This is a genomic window from Nonomuraea sp. LP-02 (genome assembly GCF_036289125.1).
Classification (GTDB): domain Bacteria; phylum Actinomycetota; class Actinomycetes; order Streptosporangiales; family Streptosporangiaceae; genus Nonomuraea; species Nonomuraea bangladeshensis.
Genome location: NZ_JAXCLK010000001.1, coordinates 2,486,328 through 2,510,090 on the forward strand (window position 1 = coordinate 2,486,328; position 23,763 = coordinate 2,510,090).

Consider the following 23,763-nt stretch of genomic DNA (forward strand, 5'->3'; position numbering starts at 1 on the left):
AGCCCTCTCATCGCAGCCTCGGGTCGAGCAGGTGGTAGGCGACGTCCACCACGAAGTTGATCAGCAGCACGGCCGCCACCAGCACCATCACCACGCCCTGGACGAGCAGCAGGTCGCGCCCGGCGACGCCGTTGAGCAGCAGGTCGCCGAGCCCGGGGATGACGAAGACGCGCTCGACCACGACCGCGCCGATCAGCAGCGTGGCCAGTTGCAGCCCGAGCACGGTGACGACGGGGACGGAGGCGTTGCGCAGGCCGTGCCGCCACAGCGCGCCGGTGCGGCCGCGGCCCTTGGCGCGGGCGGTGCGCAGGTAGTCCTCGCGCAGGACGTCGAGGACGGCGCTGCGCACATATCGGGTCAGTACGGCGCCCTGCACCAGGCCGAGCGACAGCCACGGCAGCAGCAGGCCGCGCAGCCACTCCCCCGGGTCCTCGGCGAACGGGACGTAGCCGCCGGAGGGCAGCGCCTGGGCCTTCACGGCGAAGACGAACACCAGCAGGATGCCGGCGAGGAACGCCGGGACGGCGATGCCGACCTGGCTGAGCGCGCTGACGGCCGCGCCCAGCGGGTCGCGGTGGTGGACGGCGGCGTACGTGCCGAGCGGCACCGCCACGGCCAGCGCGACGGCCATGCCGCCGAGCACGAGCACGGCCGTGACGCCGAGCCGGTCGGTGATCTGCGGGCCGATGGGGGCGCTGGTGACGTAGGAGGTGCCGAAGTCGCCCTGGGCGAGGCCGCCGAACCAGTCGAGGAACTGCGTGACCGGGGGCCGGTCGGTGCCGAACTGCGCGCGCAGCTCGGCGACGGCCTCCGGGGTGGCGTTGACGCCGAGGGCGATCTCGGCCGGGTCGCCGGGCAGCAGCGCCATGAAGGCGAAGACGACGACCCCCGCCACGGCGGTGCTCGCCACCAGCACCGCCAGGCGTTTGACCAGGTAGAGGGTCATGCGGGGGTCACTGCTTGGCGAGCGCGGTGAAGTCGAAGGACTCGGCGATGGCGTTCTGCGGCAGGCCGGTGACGCCCTTCTTGGCCACGATCAGGTTGGGGAACAGGAAGAGCCAGTCGGCGGCGGCGTCGTCGGACAGCAGCTTGGCGGCCTGCTTGAGTGCGTCGGTCTGCTCCTGCTCGGTGCCCTCGTCGGCGGCGGCGAGGAGCTTGCCGAACTCGGGGTTGTCGTAGCGGAAGTAGTAGGACTTGTCGGCGAAGATGCCCATGTCGCGGGGCTCGACGTGGTTGATGATCGACAGGTCGTAGTCACCCTTGGTGAACACCTGGTCGAGCCAGCGGGCGGGGAACTCCAGCGGCTCGATGTCGGCCGTGATGCCGACCTGCGCGAGCTGCGACTTGACGACCTGGGCGCTCGCCACCGCGTACGGCAGGTTGGGGATGCGCATCTTGACGGTGTAGGTCTTGCCGCCGAGCAGTTGCCTGGCCTTGGCCGGGTCGTAGGGGTAGTCGCCGGTGCGGTCCTCGTACCAGGGGTCGGTGGGCGGCGTCATCGAGCCGATGAGCTGGCCGCGCCCGGCCCAGGCGGTGTCGAGCAGCGCCTTGTGGTCGATGGCGTGCCGGACGGCCTGGCGCACGTTCTTGTCGTCGAAGGGCGGGCGGCCGTTGTTCATCGACAGCACGACCTCGCCGTTGGTGGTGCCCTCGATGACCTGGAAGCGGCCGGGGTCGGCGAACTGCTGCAGCGACTCGGGGGCCTGGACGCTGGAGATGACGTCGATGCCGCCGGTGAGCAGCGCGTTGTTCATCGCCGTGGCGTCCTTGAAGTATTTCAGCGTGACCGACGACAGGGCCGGCTTCGTCCCCCAGTATGCGGGGTTGGCGTCGAGCCGGATCGAGTCGCCGCGCCGCCAGGAGCCGAGCACGTACGGGCCGGTGCCGACGGGCTTGTTCGGCAGGTCGGCGACGCCGGTGCGGCTGAACATCGCGCCGAGCCTGGTCGCCATCGCGTACAGGAAGCCGTTGCTGGGGCGCTTGAGCGTGACGACGGCGGTCGTGTCGTCCTTCTTCTCGACCTTGTCGACGACGTCGAGCTGGGCCTTGATCTTGAGCTTCCAGTCGCTTTTGACCCGGTCGAGGGAGAAGACCACGTCGTCGGCGGTGAACGGGGCGCCGCTGCTGAACTTCACGCCGGGGCGCAGGGTGAAGGTGTAGGTCCTGCGGTCGCCGGAGACGTCCCACTTCTCGGCCAGCAGGGGGACGATCCTGCCGTTCTGGTCGAGTTTGACCAGGCCCTCGTAGACGTTGACGAGCAGCGCCTGCGGGATCGCGGCGCCTTCGGTGGAGGTGAAGTCCAGGTTCGCGGGCTCGGCGACGGCGCCGACCGACAGCGACGCGGCCTTGGGCGTGCCCCCGGCGTCCGGACCGCCTCCGGAGCCGCCGCCGCACGCGGCGGTGCCCAGCAGGAGACCGCCCACGGCGATCCAGATCCCGATGCGCCTCATGTCTTGCAGCCTCCTGGCTAGTGCACTGGTCTGACCAGTAGGCTACGCACACTGCCAGTGTGCGGCGGTTCGGGTCAAGGGGGCGTCCATGGGTGGTCCGCGGTTCGAGCCGGTGCGCGCCGTGCGGGCGTACGAGCGGGTCGTGGAGCAGATCGAGGAGGCCGTGGAGAGCGGGGCGCTGACCCCGGGCGAGCGGCTGCCGAGCGAGCGGGAGCTGATGGTGCAGTTCTCGGTCGGCCGCTCCACGGTGCGCGAGGCGCTGCGGGTGCTGCAGGCGCGCGGCCTGGTCCGCTCGCGCCCCGGCGACCCCAACGGCGCGGAGGTGCTGCCGTTCTCCCCCGTCGTGCTGAAGAAGTCGATGACCACGCTGGCCCGGGTGTCGGAGCTGTCGCTGGGCGAGCTGGTGCAGTTCCGGATGGTGCTGGACGCGGCGGCGGTGCTGCTCGCCGCGCGCCTGCGCACCGAGGAGCACCTGGCGGAGATGGCGGCGGCGGTGGACGACATGAAGGCGGCCGATGCCGCCGGTTTCGGCGCGGCCGACGCCGCCTTCCACGACGCGGTGGCGCGGGCCGGCGGCAACAAGCTCATCCAGGTCTGCACGGACGTGGTCCGCGCCGTCATGGTCGGCCTCGTCGAGGACCGGCTCGCGCGGGCGCCGGACCGGGAGGCGCTGATGCGCCGCAGCGTCGCCCACCACGAGGACGTCATCGCCGCCCTGCGCGCCGGCGACGGCCCGCTGGCCGCCCGGCTGACCCGGCAGTCGATGTACGACTACTACGCGGGCCACCTCCCGGCCGAGGAACGCGCCGCCCTAAGGGCGCTTCTGGAGTGATTTGCCCCACAGGGTGTTATGTTTCCCCCGTGGGGCGCGCGGATGGGGACGGGCTGATCGAGGCGTTTCTGCGCGAGCCGCGCCGATACACCAGCCACCAGGTCGCCGAGATGGCGGGGGTTCCGGTCTATCGCGCGCGGCGGTTCTGGCGCGCCCTCGGCTTCGCGAACGTGGCCGACGACGCCGTCGAGTTCACCGACTCCGACGTCGAGGCGCTGAAGACCATGATCGGCATGGTCAGCTCCGGCCTCTACGACGAGGAGCACATGCTGCTGATGGCCCGCTCGCTCGGCCGGGCCACGGCGCGCCTCGCCGAGTCGCAGGCCGAGCTGGGCGTGGAGGAGCTGGACCAGGCCGGGGTGCCGCTCGCCGACCGGCCGCGGGCCTGGCGGCGGCGGGCCGAGAAGGTGGTGCCGGAGCTCGCACGGCTGCTGGTCTACGCCTGGCAGCGGCAGCTCGCGGCGGCCGCCGGCCGCATCGCCGAGCAGGACATGAGCGCGGTGCGGCTGTCGGTGGGCTTCGCCGACCTGGTGGCCTTCACCCGGCTGAGCCGGCAGATCACCGGCAGCGAGCTGGCCCGGCTGATCGACAGGTTCGAGGGCACCTCGGCCGACATCGTCACCTCCGGCGGCGGGCGAGTGGTGAAGACGCTCGGCGACTCGGTGCTGTTCGTGGCCGACAAGGCGCACGTGGTGGCCGAGATCGCGCTGCGGCTGGTGGAGCACCCGCGTGCCAAGGGCATGCCGGAGCTGCGGGTGGGGCTCGCCACCGGGCCGGTGATCTGGCGGATGGGCGACGTGTTCGGCACCACGGTCAACCTGGCCAGCCGGCTGACCGCGCTGGCGCTCCCTGGAACGATCCTGGCCGGGCCGGAGACGGCCGAGGAGCTGGAGGGCGACCGGGCCTTCCGGTTGCGGGAGGTCAACCGGCTGTCGGTGCGGGGGCTGGGCGAGCTCGCGCCGTTCACCGTGACGCGGGGTTAGGATCACCGAACATCGTTCTGCTCATTGAGGGGTGCCCCTTGACCACTCGCCAGCATGCCATCGGTGACCTGTTGCGGCGCTCCGCCGCCCGTCACCCCGCCAAGACCGCGCTCGTGCACGGCGACCGGCGGCACAGCTACGCCGACCTCGACCGGGCCGTGAACCGGGTGGCCAACGCCCTGGCCGCGCGCGGCGTCGGCAAGGGCGACAGGTTCGCCGTGCTCAGCCACAACAACGACGCGTTCGTGATGGCGTACTTCGCGCTGGCCCGGCTGGGGGCCGTCTCCGTGCCGATCAACTTCATGCTGAAGTCCGACGAGGTCGGCTACATCCTGGAGCACTCCGGCGCGATCGGGCTGCTCGTGGAGGAGGCTCTGGCCCCGGTGGCCGCCGCGGCGGCGGGCGAGGCGGTGCGGGTGCGCGGGGTCATCGGCTCGTACGCGGGGTGGGAGCCCTTCGCCGAGTGGGCGGCGCACGACGACGACGGCGAGCCGTCCGCCGAGATCGCCGACGACGACCCGATCCAGCTCATGTACACCAGCGGCACCGAGTCGCGGCCCAAGGGCGCGACGTTGTCCAGCCGCGGCCTCATCGCCCAGTACGTCACCTGCGTCGTGGACGGCGAGATGCGCCAGGACGACGTCGAGGTGCACGCCCTGCCGCTCTACCACTGCGCCCAGCTCCACTGCTTCCTGACGCCCGGCATCTACCTCGGGGCTACCAACATCGTGCTGCCCGGCGCCGACCCCGGCGCGATCCTGGCCGCCGTGGAGGCCGAGCGGGCGACCAAGCTGTTCTGCCCGCCGACGGTCTGGATCGGCCTGCTGCGCCACCCCGACTTCGACCGGCGCGACCTGTCGTCGCTGCGCAAGGGCTACTACGGCGCCTCCATCATGCCGGTGGAGGTGCTGAAGGAGATCGCGGCCCGGCTGCCCCAGGTGCGGCTGTTCAACTTCTACGGCCAGACCGAGATGGCGCCGGTCGCCACGATCCTCGGCCCCGACGAGCAGCTCACCCGGCTCGGCTCGGCGGGCCGGCCCGCGCTGAACGTCGAGACGAGGATCGTCGACGACGAGGACCGGCCGGTGCCGCCCGGCGTGGTGGGCGAGATCGTGCACCGCAGCCCGCACGCCATGCTCGGCTACTGGAACGACCCGGACAAGACCGCCGAGGCGTTCCGCGGCGGCTGGTTCCACAGCGGCGACCTCGGCGTCATGGACGCCGACGGCTACCTGTCCGTGGTGGACCGCAAGAAGGACATGATCAAGACCGGCGGCGAGAACGTGGCGAGCCGGGAGGTCGAGGAGGCCATCTACCAGCATCCGGCGGTGGCGGAGGCGGCCGTGTTCGGGGTGCCGGACGAGCGGTGGATCGAGGCGGTGACGGCCGCCGTGGTGGTGCGCGACGGGGCCTCGGTCACCGAGGAGGAGCTGGTCGCGTTCCTGCGGGAGCGGCTGGCGCCGTTCAAGACGCCGAAGCGGGTGACGTTCGTGGCGGCGCTGCCCAAGAACGCCTCGGGCAAGGTGCTCAAGCGGGAGCTGCGCGAGGCGTTCTGAGGCCCGCCCCCGTCACGGGCGGCGGTCGAGGGCCTGCACCCACTTGACGGCGACCGCCGCGACCTGGACCAGCTCGGCGCGCAGCCGGGCGGGATCAGTCTCGGCGAACGCCTCCAGCACCTCCTCGGCCAGGATGTGCCGCCAGGTGAGCGTGCCGGCGCGGTCCGCGGCGTCCGTCTCGTCGCAGGCCGCGGCCGCGCGGCCGGCCGCGTCGGCGCCGCCGGTGCCGTCTGGCAGCTTCTGCATGCCGAACCTGGCGTCCTGCGCGGCCCGCTCGGCGGTCACGTCGGCGAGCACCCTCGCCAGCGAGCCCGGCACGCCCGCGTCCCCGTCGTGCGTCATGTGATCAGTCTGCCGTGCCCGGGACGGTGGGCGGGCGGAACCCCGGGCCGAGGTCCAGGGGCGCGGCACAGGCGTGGTCGCGGAAGGCGCGGGCGGCGGGGGTCAGGCGCTCCCCCGCCACCCAGCACATCCCGATGGTCCGGGACAGCGGCGGTGACAGAGGAACCTCCACGACCCCGGCGACGGCCGGCGCGGGGTCGGTGCGGGGGAGGACGGCCACGCCGAGGCCCGCCGCCACCAGGCCGCGGACGGTCTCCGACTCCTGGCCCTCGAAGGCGATGCGCGGCTCGAACCCGGCCGCCGCGCACAGGTCGTCGGTGATCTGCCGGAGCCCGTACCCGTGCTCCAGCGTCACCAGCTCCTCCCCCTCCAGCTCCGCGGCCCGCACCCGCGCCCGCCCGGCGAGACGGTGGCCCGGGGGGACGGCCAGCACCAGCTCCTGGTCGGCGAGCGGCCGCCCGGCGAGGTCCGGGTCGCCGAGCGGCATGGGGGCGACGAAGACCAGGTCGATGTCACCCTCGCGGAGGGCGCGCAGCATGTCCTGGCGCGAGCCCTGCGCCAGGCTGAAGCGCACGCCGGGGTTGCGCTCGCGGAAGCGCCGGATGAGCGACGGCACGAGCGTGCGGCCGAGCAGGTGCAGGAAGCCGAGGACGACGCGCCCGCTGGCCGGGTCGATCTCCTCCCGCACCTCGCGGGCGGCCGTGGCGAGCGCGCCGAGCGCGCGGCCGGAGGCGGCGGCCAGCGTACGGCCCGTCCTGGTCAGCCGGATGCCGCGGCCGGACGGGAGCACCAGCGGCGCGCCGACCAGGTCGGACAGGGCGGCGAGGCGGCGGCTGGCGGTGGGCTGCGGGATGCCGAGCTGCTCGGCGGCGCGGGTCACGTGGCCGGTCTCGCCGACGGCGGCGAGCAGGGCGAGGGCGGGCGCCAGGCGGGCGGCCAGCCGGTCGTCGGCGGCGTCGGCCGATTCATACGTCACGGTATGAATTATCGGTCATCGCGGTATTGGACGCATTTATTAGCTTTGCTTAGCGTTGACGGCATGGTCCTCCACGAGCGGCAGCAGGTTCGGAACGCGCCCGGCGACAGCACGCCACGCGGGACGCGGCGGGTCAGCGCGGCCGTCGCGGCCGGCGGGCTGTCGTCGTTCGCGCTGCTCTACGCGCCGCAGGCGGTGCTGCCGCAGCTCGCCGAGGGGTTCCGGCTGGACCCCGGGAGCGCGTCGCTGGCCGTCGGCGTGGCCACGGGGGCGCTCGCCGTCGCGGTGCTGCCGGTCGCGGCGCTGGCCGAGCGGGTCGGGCGGCGGCGGGTGATCGTGTGGTCGGTGCTCGTGTCGGCGGTGCTCGGGCTGCTGCTGCCGCTCGCGCCGACCTTCCCCGTGCTGCTCGGCATGCGGGCCGTGCAGGGGGTGGCGATCGCCGGGTTCGCGGGGGTGGCGGCGGCGTACCTGGCGGACGCGCTGGGGACGAAGCGGCTCGCGGCGGCGGTCGGCGCGATGATCGCCGGGAACTCGGTGGGCGGCATGCTCGGCCGGCTCGGCACCGGTTTCGCCGCCGCGCCCCTGGGCTGGCACGGGTCCCTGGCCGTGGTGGCCGCGGTGGCGCTGGCGTGCGCCCTGTTCGCGGCCCTGACCCTCCCGAGGACGGGCGCGGGTACGCCCGCCGCCCCGCCGGAGCGCGCGGCGGGCGAGCCTCGGGGGCCGCTCGGGGCCGGGGTGTGGGTGCCCTGCGCGGTGGGGGCGCTGGCGATGGGGGCTTTCGTGGCGCTCTACAACGCGGCCGGGTTCCGGCTGGCGGCGCCGCCGCTGGCGCTCGCCCCGGCCGCGGCGTCCCTCGTGTTCCTGTCATACGCGATGGGCACCATGTCGTCGGCGGCGGCCGGGCGGCTGGCGGGGCGCTTCGGGCGGACGGCGGCGCTGGTGACCGCGCTGCTCGTCACCGTCGCGGGGTCGGCGCTGACCCTGCACCCGTCGCTGCCGGTGATCGCCCTGGGGTTCGCCGTGCTGACGGCCGGGTTCTTCGCGGCGCACGCCATCGCGAACGCCTGGGTGACCGCGCAGGCGTCGCCCCGCACGCGGGGGCGGGCCGCCGGGCTCTACACCCTCTGCTACTACCTGGGCAGCGGCGCGGGTGGCACCGTGGGCAGCGTGGTGTACGGCCGCGCGGGCTGGCCGTGGCTCATCGCGCTGACCACGGCCTGGCTCCTGCTCGCCGCCCTCGCCGTCGTCCTCACCAGCGGCCGCGCCCGCGCCACGGCGCTCGCGGACGGCCGCGGCCGGGTTACCGCGGAGGCAGCACGCCGGTGACGGTCGTGCCCTCGCCGGGCACCGCGCGCACCGAGATCGTGCCGCCCGCCGCGGCGAAGGCGGCCCGCATGGCCGTGACCTCCGGCCCGCTCTCGTCCACGGGCAGGCCCGCGCCGTTGTCGCTGACCGTCACGCGCAGGCCCCGGTCGCCGCAGGTCACCGCGACGGACACGAGCGAGACCGCCGCCGCCTCGCGTCCGGCCAGCGTCAGGGCCTCGCGGAGCGCGGCCGGCACGGCGCGGGCGGCCCGCGGCGGGACCTCGCCCGCCGGCAGGGCCCACGTCTCGACGGCGATCCCCGTCCGCCGCGACCACTCGGCCAGGCAGCGCCGCAACTCCGCCGCGAGCCCGCCCGTGAGCCCGCCCGTGAGTCCGCACGCGATCTCGTTCGCCGGTCCGTTCGCGATCCTGCCGGTCATGGTGGCCTCCTCGTCTCCGCTCCCCGCTGCCGGCGGGGCTGAGGCCAGCATGCGGGGAACGGTGTTGAGAAGACGTTGAGCCGGTGCGCAGTCAGGCGGGCGCGAGCCGGGTGAGGGTCACCGTGATCTCCTGGCGGCTGCCGGACGGGCCCCGGTGGACGCCCTTGAGCGGCGGCACGTCGGAGTAGTCACGGCCGCGGGCGACCACGACGTGCGCCTCGCCGACGTGGCCGCGGCCGGCCGGGTCGAGCGGCAGCCACTCCCCGGCCCAGTATTCCACCCAGGCGTGGCTCTGCCCGTCCACCGGCTCGCCGACCTCGGCTGCGGGCCGCGGGTGCCGGTAGCCGGAGACGTAGCGGGCGGGCAGCCCTGCGGCGCGCAGCAGGCCCGCCGTCAGGTGCGCCAGGTCCTGGCAGGCGCCCTTGCCGAGGTCCCACGCCTCCTGCGCGGAGGCCCGCACGCCGCCCGAACCCGGCAGGCACGCCACCCGTGCCGTCACCATCTCGCAGATCGCCCCGGCCGTCGCGCGGGGGTCGCGTCCCAGCGCCTGGACCCGGGCCAGCTCCTCCAGTTCGGGGCCGACCGAAGTCATCGGGGTGGAGCGCAGCAGCTCCTTCAGCGACGGGTCGTAACCGGCCGCCACGCGCCGGGGCGGCCCGCCCGTCTCGACCCTGCTGACGGCCTCGACCGTCAGCGACGTGTGCGGCTCCATCACGTCGAACGAGGTCACCTTCGTTCCCCAGTAGTCCTCGTAGGTGAAGACGGGGACGGACGGGGTCACGGTGACCCGGCTGGAGAGCACATTGTGCGCCGGGGTCATCCTGACCTCGTTGTAGGAGGAGTGCGCCTCGCCGTCGTACTCCACGTGCGTGACGTGCGAGACCTTCAAGCGCCAGCCCATGCCATCGCCTCTCTGTTGCCCGCCATGCGGCGGAGGGTAGGAGAGGCATGTTTCGCCGGGCGGCACCGGATGTTACAAGCGGCGGGCCGCTCAGGCGCCGAGGTAGCGCAGGATGGCGAGCACCCGGCGGCTGTAGCCGGGGTCGCGGGGCAGGTCGAGCTTGTCCATGACGGCGTTGACGTGCTTCTCGACGGTGCTGAGCGACACGTGCAGGCGCTCGGCGACGGCGGCGTTGGTCAGGCCCTGGGCGAGGTGGCGCAGCACCTCGGCCTCGCGCGGGCTGAGCCGGCTCAGCGGGTCGGCGCGGGTCGCGCGGGCCAGGAGGCTACGGACCACCTCCGGGTCCAGTGCCGTGCCGCCCGCCCGGACCCGCTCCAGCGCGCCGAGGAACTCGGCCACCTCGGAGACCCTGTCCTTCAGCAGGTAGCCCAGCCCTTCGGTGGAGCCGGCGAGGAGCCGGGCGGCGTAGTGCTGCTCGACGTACTGGGACAGGACCAGCACGCCGATCTCCGGGTGGCGCTCGCGGATCTCCAGGGCGGCCCGCAGCCCCTCGTCGCGGTGGGTGGGCGGCATGCGCACGTCGACCACGGCCACGTCGGGACGGTGCCGCTCGACGGCGTCGAGCAGCGCGGGCGCGTCGGCCACAGCGGCGACCACCTCGTGGCCCGCCTCGTCGAGCAGCCGGGTCAGCCCTTCGCGCAGCAGCACGGAGTCGTCGGCCAGGATCAGCCGCACGCGGGCGCCTTGGGCAGCGTGGCGGTGATCCTCGTCGGGCCGCCGGGCGGACTGTGCACGCTCAGCTCGCCGTCGAGGGCCCGCACCCGCCGGGCCAGGCCGGACAGCCCGCCGCCCGCCGGGTCGGCGCCGCCCCTGCCGTCGTCAGAGATGGCCACGCTCACCGTCCGCTCGTCCTCGCTCAGCACCACCAGGATGTCATGAGCGGCGGCGTGCTTGACCGCGTTGGTGATCGCCTCGCGGGCCACGAAGTACAGCGCGGTCTCGACCTCGGAGACCGGCCGCCCGGCCAGCCCGTAGTGGACGGTGACCGGCACGCCGGCCCGCTCGGCGGCGCCGTCGAGCGCGGCCCGCAGCCCCAGCTCGTCCAGGGCGGTCGGGTAGATGCGCCAGGCCACGCCGCGCAGCTCGTCGAGGAGCCGGCGCGACTCGGTGTAGGCCTGGTCGATCAGCTCGGCGGCTCGGGCCCGGCCGGCCTCGTCCGGGGCGGCCCCGTCCGGGGCGATCTGGTGGCGGGCGCGGCCGAGGAGCATGGCGAGGGCCACGCCGCGCTGCTGGACGCCGTCGTGCAGGTCCCGCTCGATGCGGCGGCGCTCGTCGTCCACCGCTCTGACGATGCCGGTACGGGACTCGGTCAGCTCGGCCACGCGCCGGCGCAGCCGTTCCTGGCGGTCGGGGCCGAGGAAGCGGGCCGCGACGGCCCGGTCGAGCACGGCGGCGGCCAGGGTCAGCAGGGCGGTCAGGGTGAGGACGGCCAGCCCGGCGGTCAGCCCGAGCACGCCGCTGCTGGTCACGACGCGTACGCCGGGCAGGGTGACCGGCACCGGCTCCGAGCCGCCGAGCACGAGGTCCCACAGCCCGCCGAGCAGCAGCAGGACGGCGAGGAACAGCGCGTTCCAGCAGGCGTACCCGGCGAGCGCGCCCACCGCGGCCCGCGCGGCGACGAATCCGAGCCCGCCCTCCCCCGCGCTCTCGTGGCCGTACCAGCGGGCGAGCCTCGCGCGTTCCAGCGCCGCCAGCCGCGCGACGACCCGCCGGGCGGCGGGACGAGCCGCGGGGACGAGGAGCGCGGGCCAGCCCAGGCAGATCAGCGCCAGCCCGGCGACGCCCGTGACCGTGCCGAGCAGCACCCCGACGGGCACCCGCCACAAGGAAGGCCGGCCGGCCGTGCTCGCGCCCTCCGTCACCTGCTCACTCCCTCGCTCCACGCCCCCGGCCCCGGCCCGGTCCAGGCGTCGCAGTCTAGGCGTCACGGCGGCGCAGGACCGCGTGACCGGCCGCGAGGGCCGCCGCCGTCCAGGCCAGAAGCCAGGCCAGGCCCTCCCCCACCGAGTACGGGATCGGCCCCCCGGTCAGGTTGTCCGTGCTGCCCATGAACGCCAGCCCCGCGAACAGCGGCATCCGCAGCGACAGCGCCACCGCCGGCCCGCTGCCGGTCATCATGAGCAGCAGCGGCAGCCCCATGAGCAGCATGAACACGACGGTCAGCGTCCCGGCCGCGCTGCGCAGGGCCGCCCCGGCGCCGAGAGTGAGCACCGCGATCAGCGCGAAGTACACCCCGATGCCGGCCAGGTCACGTACGACCTCGCCGGCCGGCAGCACGACCAGGCCGCCGAACACGTCGAGCGACAGCAGCGCGTACACGGCCGCGGCCGCCGCCGCGCCCGACAGCACGCCCGTGGCGGCCATCACGGGCACGAGCACCAGCGCCTTGGCGGCCAGCATCACCCCGCGTACGGGGACGGCCTGGAGGGTGACGCGGATCGAGCCGGAGGCGTACTCGGCGGTGATCGTCAGCATGGCCAGCGCCACCAGGGCGAACTGGGCGAACGACGTCGCCGACACGGCCGCCTCGCTGGCCGGCACGGGCGCGGCGGACGGCCCGGCCTCGCGCAGGGCCTCGGATGACTCGGCCGCGCGCAGCGCGGCGGTCGCGGACGCGCCGCCGAGGGTCACGGCGGCGAGCACCATGAGGGCGAACGCCGCCGCCAGGCACCACCACGTGGACCGCACCGACCACAGCTTCGCCCATTCGGCGCCGGCCGCCTGCCACAGGACGCGTACGCCCCCGGCGTCCCGCCCCGTCGTCGCGCTCATGCGCCTCTCCTTCCCGCGCCGTACTCGACGTCGCCCTCGGTCAGCTCGTGGTAGGCCTGCTCCAGTGACGCCTCCCTGACCCGCAGCCCGTGCAGCCTGACGCCGGCCTCGTGCGCCAGGTCGCCGACCCGTTCGACGGGCGCGCCGGTCGCGACCAGCTCGTTCTCGCCCGGCCGGGTCACCTCGATCCCGGCGGCGCGCAGCCGGGCGGCCAGCTCTCTCGCGTGCGGGGTGCGGACCACCACGGCCGTCAGCGAGCTGCCCGCGATGACCTCCGCGAGCGGCGCGTCGGCGATGAGCCGGCCCTTGCCGATCACCACCAGGTGGTCGGCGGTGAGCTGCATCTCGCTCATGAGGTGGCTGGAGACGAACACCGTCCGGCCCTCGGCGGCGAGCGAGCGCATGAGCCCGCGCACCCACCGCACCCCGTCCGGGTCGAGCCCGTTGACGGGCTCGTCGAACAGCAGCACCCCGGGGTCGCCGAGCAGCGCCGCCGCGATGCCGAGCCGCTGGCTCATGCCCAGCGACAGCGCCCCGGCCCTGCGGTGGGCCGCTCCGGCCAGGCCGACGGCCTCCAGCACCTCGCCGACCCGCCTGCGCGGGATCCCGTTGCTGCGCGCCAGCGCCACCAGGTGGGCGTGGCCGGTGCGGGCCGGGTGCAGCGCCCGCGCGTCCAGCAGCGCGCCGACGGCGCGCAGGGGGTTCCTGATCCGCCGGTACGGGACGCCGCCGATGAGCGCGGCGCCCGCCGTGGGCCGGTCGAGGCCCAGGATCAGCCGCATGGTGGTCGACTTGCCCGCGCCGTTCGGCCCGAGGAAGCCGGTCACCGCGCCGGGCCGCACATCGAGGGTCAGGTCGTCGAGGGCGAGGCGGTCGCCGTACCGTTTGCTCAGTCCCGTCAGTCTGATCACGCCGCCTCACGCTAGGCGGGCGGGCGGGGCCGCGACCATGGTGGCGGACCGCCGATTTCGATGGCGGTAAACCCCCATGGTGGGGATGCCGGGGAGCGGCGGCAGGCCCTACCATGCGCGCCAGCCGGAATCTTCATCCCCTGAGCGAGGTCTTCGTGTTCGGAATTCTCCGCCCGTGCGCCGCGCACGGCTGCCCGTCCTTGATGCAGGCGTGGCGGGCGCACCTGTGCGGATTGTGCCTGACGTTACGTGACGGGGAGGGTCACGGCGCGCGGCCGGCCACCAACTACGACACGCTGGTCGTGTCCGTCCTGACCGAGGCCCAGCTCCCGTCCGGCACGGCGCCGCGCCGGACGGCGGGGCCGTGCGCGCTGCGCGGGTTCCGCCCGGCCGAGGTGGTGGACGCGCGGGCGGGCGGCGCCCGGCTGGCGGCGGCGGTCTCGCTGGTGCTGGCCGCGGGCAAGCTGCGCGACCACGTGGCCGACGGCGAGGCCGCGTTCGGGACGGTGGCGGCCCGGCGGAGGCTGGCGGCCCGCTGGCAGGAGGGCGGGGCCAGGCTCGCCGCCGGGGTGGGCTTCGACGCCGCCGCGCTGACCGCCACGGTGGACCGTCAGCTCGACGTGGAACGCTCCGCCGGGCCCGCGACCGGCATCCTCACGCTGACCGCTCCTACGGAGGAGGCGGTGGCGGCGGCGTTCGCGTACACCGCGGAGCTGGCCGGGCGGCCGGGAAACGCGGCCGCGCTGGCCGAGGCGGGCCGTTTCTTCGGCCGCCTCGCGCACCTGCTGGACGCGGTCGAGGACCGCGCGGACGACGAGGCGCGCGGCGCGTTCAACCCGCTGACCGTCACCGCCACCCCGGCGCGGGAGGCGCGGCGGCTGTGCGAGGACGCGGCCCACGGGCTGGAGCTGGCGCTGCGCGAGGCCGCGTTCGAGGACCGGCACCTGGTGGACGCGCTGCTGGTCGGCGAGGTACGGCGGGCCGTCGACCGCGCCTTCGCCGAGACCGCCTCCTACGAGCGGCCCGGCTGGATCAGGAAGTCCGCGGCGGGCGTCGCGACGTTCTTCACCTGCGGGATCTGGCGTCCGCGCTGGAGCAGGCGGGCCGGCCGCCCGTGCGAGGACCGCTGCTACTTCGGCGACGGGAGCTGCTGCGAGGTGGGCAACTGCTGCAAGTGTTGTGACTGCTGCGACGGCTGCGGCAACTGATCGCCGCTCAGCCGAGCATCCACTGGGGCGTCTCCTTGAGCAGCTCGTCCAGCTCCTCGACGGCCTCCCGCTCGACGGCGCCGGCCCGCGCCAGGTCCTCGACCCGCCGGCACAGCTCGGCCTCCCGGGTGGCGCCCACGGTGGCGCAGCTCCCCTTGAGCCGGTGCGCCAGCGCCTCCAGCCGCGCGTGGTCGCCGGCGTCCGCGGCGGCCCGCAGGTCCTCGAAGGTGCGCCGCGCGGTCGCCAGGTACGCCTGCGCCACGTCCGCGACCGCCTCCGGCGACAGCCCGGCCAGCTCCGGCGGCAGGCTGCCGTAGGCGGCCCACTCGGGGATCCTGGCCAGCACCCGGGGCCAGTCCACCGGTTTGGCCAGGTGGTCGTCCATGCCGGCCTCCAGGCAGCGGACGCGGTCGTCCGGCATGGCGGCGGCGGTCATGGCGATGATGGGGGTGCGCGTCTCCTCGCGCCGCCGGATCTCGGCGGTGGCGGCGAGGCCGTCGAGCACGGGGAGCTGGCAGTCCATGAACACCAGGTCGTACCCGCCGGTCAGGACGGCCCGCACGGCCTGCGCGCCGTCGTCCACGGTGTCCACCTCGTGCCCGGCCTGGCGCAGGACGAGCATCGCGACCTGGCGGCTGACCTCGTCGTCCTCGGCGACCAGGATGCGCACGCCGCCGGGCTCCCCCGCCGGGTCCTGGACGAGCTCGCGCGGCTCCCCGGGACAGCCTTCGGCGACGCCGAGGGCGTTCTCGACGGCGGCGAGCAGGCGGCGGCGGCTGAGCGGCCGGGTGATCGACTGCACGGCCCGCTCGCCGGCGGCGGCCGGCCAGGCGAAGCGCGCCCGGCCCGGCGTGACGACCACGACCACGCTGGTGCTCTGGAGCAGCGGGTCGCTGAGGATGGCGTGCGCGAGCGAGCCGCTCCCCTCGGCGCCGAGGTCGAGCGCGACGACGGCCAGCTCGTACGGGCCGCCGCCGGCCGCCGCGGTGCGCAGTTGCACCAGCGCCGAGCGGGCGTCCCTGGTCTCCTCGACGGCGAGCCCGGCCTCGGACAGGTAGCGCCCGGCGAGCGCCCGGTCCTCGGGGCGGGCGTCGGCGACGAGGGCCCGCCGCCCCTGCAGCGCCCCGGCTCCCGGTTCCGACCAGGTGAGCACGTCCATCGGCAGCCGCACCCAGAACCGGCTGCCGACGCCCTCCACGCTGTCGAGCCCGATCTCGCCGCCCATCAGCTCGGTGAGCTGCCGGGCGATGGCGAGGCCGAGGCCGCTGCCGCCGGTGCGGCGGGTGATGGGCGAGTCGACCTGGCGGAAGACGCCGAAGACCCGCTCGCGGTCGTCAGGGGGGACGCCGACGCCGGTGTCGGAGACGGCGAAGCGCAGCGTCACCCGCGGCTCGCCCGGCTCACCCTCCTCCAGGGAGACGTGCAGGTCCACGCCGCCCTGGACGGTGAACTTCAGCGCGTTGCCGACCAGGTTCACCAGGATCTGCCGCAGCCGGGCGGGGTCGCCGGAGACCTGGCGGGGCACGTTCTCGTCGAGGCGGAGCGTCAGCCAGAGTCCCTGCTCGTAGGCGAGCGGCGCGAGCGGCGCCACGACCTCGTCGCACAGGCGCGGCAGGTCGAACGGGGCGTCCTCCACCTGGAGGTGTCCTGCCTCGATCCTGGACAGGTCGAGGAAGTCGTCGAGCAGGCGCAGCACGTTCTGCGCGGACTCCTGGGCGGTGGTGGCGTAGTGGCGCTGCTCCTCGTCCAGGCGGGTGCCCATGAGCAGGGAGTTCATGCCGAGCACACCGTTGATCGGGGTGCGGATCTCGTGGCTGATCTTGGCCAGGAACTCGGACTTGGCGCTGGAGGCACTGACCGCCTCGTCCCTGGCGGCGGCCAGCTCGGCGGCGTAGCGGGCGAGCGTGGCCTGGGCGCGGCGGCGGCCGCGGGTGGAGTGGATCTGGATGCCGAGGCCGATGAGGATGAGCAGGGCGAGCAGGCCGGCGACGGTGACGACGGTGCCGCGCAACTGCTCGGCGGAGGCCAGCGCCTCGGACGCCGACACCTCGGCGGTCACTGTCCAGCCGATGCTGGGGATGGGCTCGGAGGCCGACAGGACGGTGCCGTCGATGCCGCGGAAGCTGCCGTTCCAGGTGCGGCCGGCCAGCGCCGCGTCCACGCGCGGATCCTCGCGCAGCGAGGTGAGGGCGTACAGCTTCCTGCCGGGGTCGGCGACGAGCACGCCGGCCCGGTCGGTGATGAGCAGCCGGATGTTCTGGGCCTTGGCGGCCTCCTCGGCGAAGCGCTGGATGGCGTCCAGGCTGTAGACGACGGTGAGGATGCCGAGCATGCGTTCGCCGTCGGCGCTGGGGATGGGCGCGGCGACGGCGACGGCGCGGGAGACGTCGCGCATGGTCGGCGTGTACGCCTGCGAGACGTGGGCCTGCCGGCGGTCGCGCACCGCGCGGTACCAGTCGGCGTTGCCGATGTCCTGGGGCAGCGCGCTCGGCGGCTCGGCGCCCAGCATCTCGCCCTCGGGCGAGGTGAGGATGAGGCCGCTGACGCCGTCGTCGCGGCTGCGTTTGAGCTCGGCGAGGTAGCCGCGCAGGGTCTCGGCGCCGGCGTCCTTGACGGCCTCGCGGACACGGGGCTGCTCGGCGAAGGCGACGACGAGCTGCTTGAGCGAGCCCATCTGCTGCTCCACGACGACCCGGCTCACCGAGGCGGTGGTCTTGACCCGGTCGCTGACCTCGTTGCTCATCGCCTGCTCGGACAGGCTGATGCTGGAGGAGGTCAGCAGCGCCAAGGGCAGCAGGCCGAGCAGTGTCCACAGGGCCGTCACCGCGAGCAGCCATCTCACCGGCGTCCGTCTCCTCCCGATCACCCGGCTCCAGACTAGGAGGGATCAGCCGCCGGTGGGAGGATCAATTTGAGCAGAATGCGCTAAAGTCGATCTTTATTAGCAAAAGCCACCTAAGCTGCACTGAACCTCTGTCAGATGGAGCGAGGAGCGTGCGGTGCCTCAGTCCAGGGACATCACCGTACTCATCGTGGACGACGACCCGGTCGTGACGGCCGCATTGCAGGCCCAGGTCAACCGGGTGCTCGGGTTCAGAGTGGTGGGCATCGCCCACAGCGGCCACGCGGCGCTCGCCGCCGCCGCCCGTTTCGCGCCGCGCCTGGTCCTGCTCGACCTGCACCTCCCCGACCTGCCCGGGCTGGAGGTCGCGCACCGGCTGCGACGCCCCGAGCAGCCGCCCGCGGACGTGATCGTCATCTCCGGCCGCAAGGAGTCGGCGACCGTGCGCGCCGCCATCCAGCGCGGCGCCCTGTACTACCTGGTCAAGCCCACCCGCACCGGCACCCTGGAGCAGACACTGCTGCGCTACGCGGCCACCGCCGAGCAGCTGGAGGCGAGCGGCCGCTTCGCCGAGCAGCAGGAGATCGACCGCATCTTCCGGTCGCTCCACACCGACCAGCCGTTCCGCCCGAAGAGCATCTCCGCGGCCACCGAGCAGGCCGTGCTGGACGCGCTCGCCGAGGTCGCGGAGGACGTCTCCGCGCACGAGCTGGCCGCCAGCATCGGCGTCAGCCGCGCCACCGCCCGCCGCTACCTGGAGCACCTGGTCGACCGGGGCCTGGTGGAGACCAGGCCGAGGTACGGTCCCACCGGCCGGCCCCAGCACCGTTACCGCGCCCGATGAGCAGTTCGAAGATTTCGCTCACCCGCCCGCTCGCCGCGCTGCTGTGCCTCGTGCTGTGCCTGGTGCCGGCGGGCTGCGGGCAGGCCGACCCGTTCCCCGAGGGCTCGACCATGGCCCGCATCAGGGACCGCGGCGTCCTGGTCGTCGGCATCAAGTTCGACCAGCCCATGTTCGGCTACAAGGACCCCGCCACCGGGCGGATCATCGGCTTCGACGCCGAGATCGCCCGGCTGGTGGCCCGCGACCTCACCGGCAGCGAACGCAACATCCGCTTCGTCGAGACCGTCTCGCGCGAGCGGGAGAACTTCATCTCCCAGCACATCGTGGACCTGGTCATCGCCACCTACTCGATCACCCCCGCCCGCGCCCGCCTGGTGACCTTCACCGACCCGTACTACTACGCGGGCCAGGACCTGCTCGTCCGGGCGGCCGACACCCGCATCCGCGGCGTGGCCGACCTCGACGGCAGGACCGTCTGCACGGCGATCGGCTCCACCTCCGTGGACCGGCTGCGCACCGAGGTGTCCGGGGCCCGGCTGGAGATCGTGGACACCTACAGCGTGTGCGTGCCGGCGCTGCTGTCCGGGCGCGTGGACGCGCTCAGCACCGACGACACGATCCTGCTCGGCCTCCAGGCGCAGCATCCCGACGCGCTGCGGCTGGTCGGCAAGCCGTTCGGGCGCGAGCCGTACGGGATCGGCATCCGCAAGGACGACCTTGCCTTCCGCGACTACCTCAACGGCCTGATCGCCCGCTGGCTGGCCGACGGCGAGTGGGAGCGCGCCTACCGGGACACCATCGGCGTGTCCGGGACCACCTCGGAGAGCTCCAAGCCGTCGTCCCGCTGAGCACGATCCGGCCCGATTCCTGAGCAGAACGATCACAAGCCCTTCCTGAAAACACGCGGCTCCTACGGTTACGCCATCGCGGACCGAGACAAGGAGCGTGACGCATGACACAGGAGGCCCTGATCGTCCTGGACCGGGTCAACAAACGCTTCGGCGACCACCACGTGCTGAGGGACGTCGACCTGACCGTCTCCAAGGGCGAGGTCGTGGTGATCATCGGCCCGTCCGGGGCGGGCAAGTCCACCCTGTGCCGTGCCATCAACCGGCTGGAGACCATCGACTCGGGCACGATCAGCGTGGACGGCACTCCGCTGCCGGCCGAGGGCAAGGCCCTCGCCCGGCTGCGGGCCGAGGTCGGCATGGTCTTCCAGTCCTTCAACCTCTTCGCGCACAAGACGGTCCTGGACAACGTCGTCCTGGGCCAGGTGCACGTGCTGAAGAGGCCGAAGGACGCTGCCGAGCGCAAGGCCCGCGAGCTGCTCGACCGGGTGGGGATCGGCGGCCAGGCCGCCAAGTACCCCGCCCAGCTCTCCGGCGGCCAGCAGCAGCGGGTGGCGATCGCCCGGGCCCTGGCCATGGACCCGAAGGTAATCCTCTTCGACGAGCCCACCTCGGCGCTCGACCCCGAGATGGTCAACGAGGTCCTGGAGGTCATGACCGCGCTCGCCCGCGACGGCATGACCATGGTCGTCGTCACCCATGAGATGGGCTTCGCCCGGCGGGCCGCCGACCGGGTGGTCTTCATGGCCGACGGCGAGATCGTCGAGCAGGACACCCCTGACGGATTCTTCACGGCGCCCGGCAGCGAGCGCGCCCAGTCCTTCCTCGCCAAGATCCTCACGCACTAAAGGAGCGCACGTCATGTTCGGAAGGTCCCTCTACGCGGTGTTCGCCGTCATGGTCCTCGCCACCGCCTGCGGCGGCGGTCAGGACAGCTACGACTCCGTGGTGGACAAGGCCAAGAGCGAGAAGAAGCTGGTCATCGGGGTCAAGGCGGACCAGCCCGGGCTGGGCCTGCGCACCCCCGACGGCGCGTTCACCGGCTTCGACGTCGAGGTCGCCAAGTACGTCGCCAAGCAGCTCGGCGTCGAGCCCGACGGCATCACCTTCAAGGAGACGGTGTCGGCCAACCGGGAGGCGTTCATCGAGCAGGGCCAGGTGGACCTGGTCGTGGCCACGTACTCGATCACCGACGCGCGCAAGCAGAAGGTGTCTTTCGCCGGGCCGTACTTCGTGGCCGGGCAGGACCTGCTGGTGCGGGCCGACGACTCCTCGCTGACCGGGCCGGAGACGCTGAACGGCAAGAAGCTGTGCTCGGTCGCCGGCTCCACCCCCGCCCAGAAGGTCAAGTCGGAGTACGCCAAGGAGGTGCAGCTCCAGGAGGAGCGGACGTACTCGGCGTGCGTGGACCGGGTGCTCGGCGGCCAGCTCGACGCCATCACCACCGACAACGTCATCCTGGCCGGCTACGCCGCGCAGCACCAGGGCAAGCTCAAGGTCGTCGGCAAGCCGTTCAGCACCGAGAAGTACGGCATCGGGCTGAAGAAGGACGACACGGCCGGCCGCAAGGCGGTCAACGACGCGCTGGAGAAGATGTTCGCCGACGGTAGCTGGACCAAGGCTCTGCAGGCCAGCGTCGGCGCCTCCGGCTTCGCCGTCCCGCAGGCGCCGCAGCTGGAGCGGTACTGATCGGTATGGAAGCCCTGCTGACCGAAGGCGGGACGATCCTCGCCGCCTTCTGGATGACGATCAGACTGACGGCGGTCAGCGCGCTCGGCTCCCTCGTGCTGGGGACGCTGCTGACCGCCATGCGGGTCGCGCCGCTCGCCTCGCTGCGGGCGGCGGCGGGCACGTACGTGTCGGTGGCCCGCAACACCCCGCTCACGCTGGTGCTGCTGTTCACCGGCCTCGGCGTCGGCGCGAACCTGGGCGTGGAGCTGTCCGACGACATCGCGACGAACAACTTCTGGCTCGCCTGCATCGGGCTGACCGCCTACACCTCGGCGTTCGTGTGCGAGGCGCTGCGCTCCGGGCTGAACACGGTGCCCGTCGGGCAGGCCGAGGCGGCCCGCTCGCTCGGGCTCGGCTTCGTCAAGACGCTCCGGCTGATCACGCTGCCGCAGGCGTTCCGCGCGGTGGTGGCGCCGCTCGGCAGCATCCTCATCGCGCTGACCAAGAACACCACGATCGCCCTAGTGGTGGGCGTGAGCGAGGCGTCGGTGCGGATGCGGGAGATGATCGAGACGTACGGGGACCAGGTGATCGAGATCTTCCTCGGCTTCGCCGCCGGGTTCGTGCTGCTGTGCCTGCCGATGGGCCTGCTGTTCGGCTGGCTGTCGAAGCGGATGGCGGTGGCCCGATGAGTTACGCCAACCTCTACGAGCCTCCCGGCCCGCGCGGCGTGCGCCGCAACCGCGTGCTGGCCGGGGCGGTCGCGCTCGTCCTGCTCGCCATCGCCTACGTCGTGTACGTGCGCTTCGACGAGAAGGACCAGTGGGCCGCCGACAAGTGGCTGCCGCTGCTGCGCGGCGACGTGTGGGCCACCTTCATCCTGCCAGGCCTGGCCGGGACGCTCGGCGCGGCGGTGGCCGGGGTGCTGCTGGCCGGGCTGTTCGGGCTGGTCTTCGCGGTGGCGAGGATGTCGGAGCACGCCTGGATCCGGGTGCCGGCGGCCGCGGTGGTGGAGTTCTTCCGTTCGGTGCCGCTGCTGCTGCTGATCTTCTTCGCGTTCTTCGGCTCGTACATGGTCATCGGGGTGAACATCTCGGCGTTCGCCGCGGTGGTCTTCGGGCTCACGCTCTACAACGGGTCGGTTATCGCGGAGATCATCCGGGCCGGGGTGCTGAGCCTGCCGAAGGGGCAGCGGGAGGCGGCGTACGCGGTCGGCATGCGCAAGAACCAGGTCATGCGGCTGGTGCTGCTGCCGCAGGGCGTGCGGGTGATGCTGCCCGCGCTGGTCAGCCAGTTCATCGTGCTGCTGAAGGACTCGGCGCTCGGGCTCATCGTCGGCTACGACGAGCTCGTGGACCGGGGACTGAACGGCATCGCCGCGAACTTCTCCAACGTCATCCCGGCCGCGATCCTCATCGCGGCGATCTTCATCGCCATCAACACCTCGCTGGACCGCCTCGCCCACCGGCTGGGCCGCTGACCTGGTCGTACGACAATGGCACCATGACGATCCCCTCTCCCGGCCCTTTCACCGGTCGCACCCTTGACGGCCTGGGGCGCGACCTGCGCTCCGGGCGTACCACCGCCGCCGAGCTGACCGCGCTCGCGCTCGACGCGATCGCCGGCGCCGAGCTCAACGCCTTCGTCACCGTGGACGCCGCCGGGGCGGCGAAGGCGGCCAGGCAGGCCGACGAGGAGCTGGCGGCCGGGATCGACCGGGGGCCGCTGCACGGCATCCCGGCGGGCGTGAAGGACCTCATCATGATCGCCGGGATGCGGGTGACGATGGGGTCGCGGCACTTCGCCGACCATGTCGCGGAAGAAGACGCCGCCTGCGTGGCCCTGCTGCGGCGGGCCGGGGCGGTCGTCGTGGGCACGACCACCACCCACGAGTTCGCGTACGGGCCGACCGGCGACCGCTCCGCCGGCGGGCCCGCCCGCAACCCGTGGGACCCCTCCCGCATGACGGGCGGCTCCAGCGCGGGCAGCGGCGCGGCCGTGGCGGCGGGGCTGGTCCCGCTGGCGCTCGGCACCGACACCGGCGGCTCGGTCCGCATCCCCGCCGCCCTGTGCGGGGTCGCCGGGTTCAAGCCCGCCTACGGCGCGATCCCGGCGGACGGCGTCTTCCCGCTCTCCCGCACGCTCGACCACGTCGGCGTCCTCGCCGCCACCGCGTCCTGCTGCCTGCTCGCCCACGACGCCCTGACCGCCTCCCGGCTCGCGGAGGACCCGGTGGGCGAGGTCCGGGTGGGGTGGCTGGAGCCGGACAGCCTCTTCCCGACGGATCCGCGGGTCGCCGGGGCGGCGCGGGCCGCCGCAGGGCAGATCGCGGGCGAGGTGCGGATGGCGCCGGAGGTCCTGGAGCTGTTCCGTGAGACGTACCTGGCCGTCCAGAGCGGCGAGACGGCGGCCGTGCACGCCGGCCGGCTGGCCTCGGCTCCCGGCCTGTTCGACCCGGAGGTGCTCGACCGCCTCCGCCTGGCCGCCGAGCTGCCCGCCTGGCGCTACGTCCGGGCCATGGACGCCCGGCGGGAGCTGGAGGAGCACGCCGAGGCCCTGTTCGGCCCGTACGACGTGCTGGCGACGCCGACCGTCCCGATCCTCGCCCCGCCGATCGGCATGCGGGAGGCCGAGCTCGGCGGCGAGCAGGTCCAGGTGCGCGCCGCGCTGCTGGCCATGACCAGCCCGTGGAACGTCCTCGGCCGTCCGGCCCTGACCGTCCCCGCCGGGCTCGTGGACGGGCTGCCGGTCGGCCTGCAGCTCGTCGCCCGCCCCGGCGGCGAGGCCCAGCTGTTCGCGGCGGCCCGGCAGGCCGGCTGACCG

The 23,763-nt window shown here is 73.8% G+C and carries 23 protein-coding genes; 12 read left to right on the forward strand and 11 right to left on the reverse strand.

Features of this window, described 5'->3' with window-relative positions:
- Positions 1–7: 7 nt before the first annotated feature.
- Together SMD20_RS11550 and SMD20_RS11555 are read right to left on the reverse strand one after the other, a co-directional pair.
- On the reverse strand, positions 8–946 hold the full coding sequence (locus SMD20_RS11550) for an ABC transporter permease (RefSeq protein ID WP_329578896.1): 939 nt from the start codon (positions 944–946) through the stop codon (positions 8–10).
- A 7-nt stretch (positions 947–953) separates the two neighbouring features.
- On the reverse strand, positions 954–2,450 hold the full coding sequence (locus tag SMD20_RS11555; protein WP_329578899.1) for an ABC transporter substrate-binding protein: 1,497 nt from the start codon (positions 2,448–2,450) through the stop codon (positions 954–956).
- Positions 2,451–2,538: 88 nt separating this feature from the next.
- Between SMD20_RS11555 and SMD20_RS11560 the strand changes: the two genes are divergently transcribed.
- From SMD20_RS11560 to SMD20_RS11570, 3 genes are read left to right on the forward strand one after another with little or no spacing between them, the layout of a single operon-like run.
- Positions 2,539–3,282, forward strand: a complete 744-nt coding sequence (locus SMD20_RS11560) for a FadR/GntR family transcriptional regulator (protein WP_329578902.1) — start codon at positions 2,539–2,541, stop codon at positions 3,280–3,282.
- Between the two features lie 29 nt (positions 3,283–3,311).
- Positions 3,312–4,265 carry an adenylate/guanylate cyclase domain-containing protein gene (locus SMD20_RS11565; protein ID WP_329578904.1) on the forward strand — a complete coding sequence of 318 codons (954 nt, stop codon included), beginning with the start codon at positions 3,312–3,314 and terminating at the stop codon, positions 4,263–4,265.
- Between the two features lie 38 nt (positions 4,266–4,303).
- The gene (locus tag SMD20_RS11570; RefSeq protein WP_329578907.1) at positions 4,304–5,821 is read left to right on the forward strand and encodes an acyl-CoA synthetase; all 1,518 of its coding nucleotides are present in this window, start codon (positions 4,304–4,306) and stop codon (positions 5,819–5,821) included.
- A gap of 12 nt (positions 5,822–5,833) precedes the next feature.
- Here SMD20_RS11570 and SMD20_RS11575 read toward each other — a convergent pair whose 3' ends face one another.
- Together SMD20_RS11575 and SMD20_RS11580 are read right to left on the reverse strand one after the other, a co-directional pair.
- Complete coding sequence (locus tag SMD20_RS11575) at positions 5,834–6,163, reverse strand: hypothetical protein (protein WP_329578910.1); 330 nt, start codon at positions 6,161–6,163, stop codon at positions 5,834–5,836.
- Between the two features lie 4 nt (positions 6,164–6,167).
- Positions 6,168–7,139, reverse strand: coding sequence for a LysR family transcriptional regulator (locus SMD20_RS11580; RefSeq protein WP_329578913.1), 972 nt, complete (start codon positions 7,137–7,139; stop codon positions 6,168–6,170).
- Positions 7,140–7,202: 63 nt separating this feature from the next.
- On the opposite strand from SMD20_RS11580, the gene SMD20_RS11585 reads away from it, so the two are divergent.
- Complete coding sequence (locus tag SMD20_RS11585; RefSeq protein WP_329578916.1) at positions 7,203–8,465, forward strand: MFS transporter; 1,263 nt, start codon at positions 7,203–7,205, stop codon at positions 8,463–8,465.
- Here the strand turns inward: SMD20_RS11585 and SMD20_RS11590 are convergent.
- The 6 genes from SMD20_RS11590 to SMD20_RS11615 all read right to left on the reverse strand — a co-directional run bounded on the left by SMD20_RS11590 (position 8,440) and on the right by SMD20_RS11615 (position 13,527).
- On the reverse strand, positions 8,440–8,883 hold the full coding sequence (locus SMD20_RS11590) for an ATP-binding protein (RefSeq protein WP_329578919.1): 444 nt from the start codon (positions 8,881–8,883) through the stop codon (positions 8,440–8,442). The two genes, SMD20_RS11585 and SMD20_RS11590, sit on opposite strands and share 26 nt — an antisense overlap.
- A gap of 91 nt (positions 8,884–8,974) precedes the next feature.
- On the reverse strand, positions 8,975–9,784 hold the full coding sequence (locus SMD20_RS11595) for a transglutaminase family protein (protein ID WP_329578923.1): 810 nt from the start codon (positions 9,782–9,784) through the stop codon (positions 8,975–8,977).
- A 90-nt stretch (positions 9,785–9,874) separates the two neighbouring features.
- On the reverse strand, positions 9,875–10,519 hold the full coding sequence (locus SMD20_RS11600; RefSeq protein WP_329578926.1) for a response regulator transcription factor: 645 nt from the start codon (positions 10,517–10,519) through the stop codon (positions 9,875–9,877).
- Positions 10,510–11,706, reverse strand: a complete 1,197-nt coding sequence (locus SMD20_RS11605) for a sensor histidine kinase (RefSeq protein WP_329578930.1) — start codon at positions 11,704–11,706, stop codon at positions 10,510–10,512. Before SMD20_RS11605 ends, SMD20_RS11600 begins: the two co-directional genes overlap by 10 nt.
- A gap of 55 nt (positions 11,707–11,761) precedes the next feature.
- Positions 11,762–12,616 carry an ABC transporter permease gene (locus SMD20_RS11610; protein ID WP_329578932.1) on the reverse strand — a complete coding sequence of 285 codons (855 nt, stop codon included), beginning with the start codon at positions 12,614–12,616 and terminating at the stop codon, positions 11,762–11,764.
- On the reverse strand, positions 12,613–13,527 hold the full coding sequence (locus SMD20_RS11615; protein WP_329578936.1) for an ATP-binding cassette domain-containing protein: 915 nt from the start codon (positions 13,525–13,527) through the stop codon (positions 12,613–12,615). The genes SMD20_RS11610 and SMD20_RS11615 overlap by 4 nt, the downstream gene beginning before the upstream one ends.
- A 155-nt stretch (positions 13,528–13,682) precedes the next feature.
- Here SMD20_RS11615 and SMD20_RS11620 point away from each other — a divergent pair, with 155 nt between their 5' ends.
- Positions 13,683–14,735, forward strand: a complete 1,053-nt coding sequence (locus SMD20_RS11620; protein ID WP_329578938.1) for a DUF5685 family protein — start codon at positions 13,683–13,685, stop codon at positions 14,733–14,735.
- A 7-nt stretch (positions 14,736–14,742) separates the two neighbouring features.
- Here SMD20_RS11620 and SMD20_RS11625 read toward each other — a convergent pair whose 3' ends face one another.
- Positions 14,743–17,577 carry a hybrid sensor histidine kinase/response regulator gene (locus SMD20_RS11625; RefSeq protein WP_329578941.1) on the reverse strand — a complete coding sequence of 945 codons (2,835 nt, stop codon included), beginning with the start codon at positions 17,575–17,577 and terminating at the stop codon, positions 14,743–14,745.
- 157 nt (positions 17,578–17,734) lie between these two features.
- On the opposite strand from SMD20_RS11625, the gene SMD20_RS11630 reads away from it, so the two are divergent.
- The 7 genes from SMD20_RS11630 to SMD20_RS11660 all read left to right on the forward strand — a co-directional run bounded on the left by SMD20_RS11630 (position 17,735) and on the right by SMD20_RS11660 (position 23,760).
- A complete protein-coding gene (locus tag SMD20_RS11630; protein ID WP_329578944.1) occupies positions 17,735–18,421 on the forward strand; it encodes a response regulator in 687 nt (228 codons plus the stop codon).
- Entirely contained in the window at positions 18,418–19,269 is an 852-nt protein-coding gene (locus SMD20_RS11635; protein ID WP_329578947.1) for a glutamate ABC transporter substrate-binding protein, read from the forward strand. The genes SMD20_RS11630 and SMD20_RS11635 overlap by 4 nt, the downstream gene beginning before the upstream one ends.
- A gap of 104 nt (positions 19,270–19,373) precedes the next feature.
- On the forward strand, positions 19,374–20,117 hold the full coding sequence (locus SMD20_RS11640) for an amino acid ABC transporter ATP-binding protein (RefSeq protein ID WP_329578950.1): 744 nt from the start codon (positions 19,374–19,376) through the stop codon (positions 20,115–20,117).
- 13 nt (positions 20,118–20,130) lie between these two features.
- The gene (locus tag SMD20_RS11645; RefSeq protein ID WP_329578953.1) at positions 20,131–20,958 is read left to right on the forward strand and encodes a glutamate ABC transporter substrate-binding protein; all 828 of its coding nucleotides are present in this window, start codon (positions 20,131–20,133) and stop codon (positions 20,956–20,958) included.
- Positions 20,959–20,963: 5 nt separating this feature from the next.
- Complete coding sequence (locus SMD20_RS11650; RefSeq protein ID WP_329578956.1) at positions 20,964–21,632, forward strand: amino acid ABC transporter permease; 669 nt, start codon at positions 20,964–20,966, stop codon at positions 21,630–21,632.
- Positions 21,629–22,420: an amino acid ABC transporter permease gene (locus SMD20_RS11655; protein ID WP_329578959.1), complete on the forward strand. Its 792-nt coding sequence runs from the start codon at positions 21,629–21,631 to the stop codon at positions 22,418–22,420. Before SMD20_RS11650 ends, SMD20_RS11655 begins: the two co-directional genes overlap by 4 nt.
- 23 nt (positions 22,421–22,443) lie before the next feature.
- Positions 22,444–23,760, forward strand: a complete 1,317-nt coding sequence (locus SMD20_RS11660) for an amidase (protein WP_329578962.1) — start codon at positions 22,444–22,446, stop codon at positions 23,758–23,760.
- Positions 23,761–23,763 lie beyond the last annotated feature (3 nt).

Bases quoted from the DNA above. Each gene is read 5' to 3' on its own strand.
- SMD20_RS11550 (WP_329578896.1), bottom strand. From the start codon at position 946: ATGACCCTCTACCTGGTCAAACGCCTGGCGGTGCTGGTGGCGAGCACC.
- SMD20_RS11555 (WP_329578899.1), bottom strand. From the start codon at position 2,450: ATGAGGCGCATCGGGATCTGGATCGCCGTGGGCGGTCTCCTGCTGGGC.
- SMD20_RS11560 (WP_329578902.1), top strand. From the start codon at position 2,539: ATGGGTGGTCCGCGGTTCGAGCCGGTGCGCGCCGTGCGGGCGTACGAG.
- SMD20_RS11575 (WP_329578910.1), bottom strand. From the start codon at position 6,163: ATGACGCACGACGGGGACGCGGGCGTGCCGGGCTCGCTGGCGAGGGTG.
- SMD20_RS11585 (WP_329578916.1), top strand. From the start codon at position 7,203: ATGGTCCTCCACGAGCGGCAGCAGGTTCGGAACGCGCCCGGCGACAGC.
- SMD20_RS11590 (WP_329578919.1), bottom strand. From the start codon at position 8,883: ATGACCGGCAGGATCGCGAACGGACCGGCGAACGAGATCGCGTGCGGA.
- SMD20_RS11595 (WP_329578923.1), bottom strand. From the start codon at position 9,784: ATGGGCTGGCGCTTGAAGGTCTCGCACGTCACGCACGTGGAGTACGAC.
- SMD20_RS11610 (WP_329578932.1), bottom strand. From the start codon at position 12,616: ATGAGCGCGACGACGGGGCGGGACGCCGGGGGCGTACGCGTCCTGTGG.
- SMD20_RS11635 (WP_329578947.1), top strand. From the start codon at position 18,418: ATGAGCAGTTCGAAGATTTCGCTCACCCGCCCGCTCGCCGCGCTGCTG.
- SMD20_RS11640 (WP_329578950.1), top strand. From the start codon at position 19,374: ATGACACAGGAGGCCCTGATCGTCCTGGACCGGGTCAACAAACGCTTC.
- SMD20_RS11645 (WP_329578953.1), top strand. From the start codon at position 20,131: ATGTTCGGAAGGTCCCTCTACGCGGTGTTCGCCGTCATGGTCCTCGCC.
- SMD20_RS11650 (WP_329578956.1), top strand. From the start codon at position 20,964: ATGGAAGCCCTGCTGACCGAAGGCGGGACGATCCTCGCCGCCTTCTGG.
- SMD20_RS11655 (WP_329578959.1), top strand. From the start codon at position 21,629: ATGAGTTACGCCAACCTCTACGAGCCTCCCGGCCCGCGCGGCGTGCGC.
- SMD20_RS11660 (WP_329578962.1), top strand. From the start codon at position 22,444: ATGACGATCCCCTCTCCCGGCCCTTTCACCGGTCGCACCCTTGACGGC.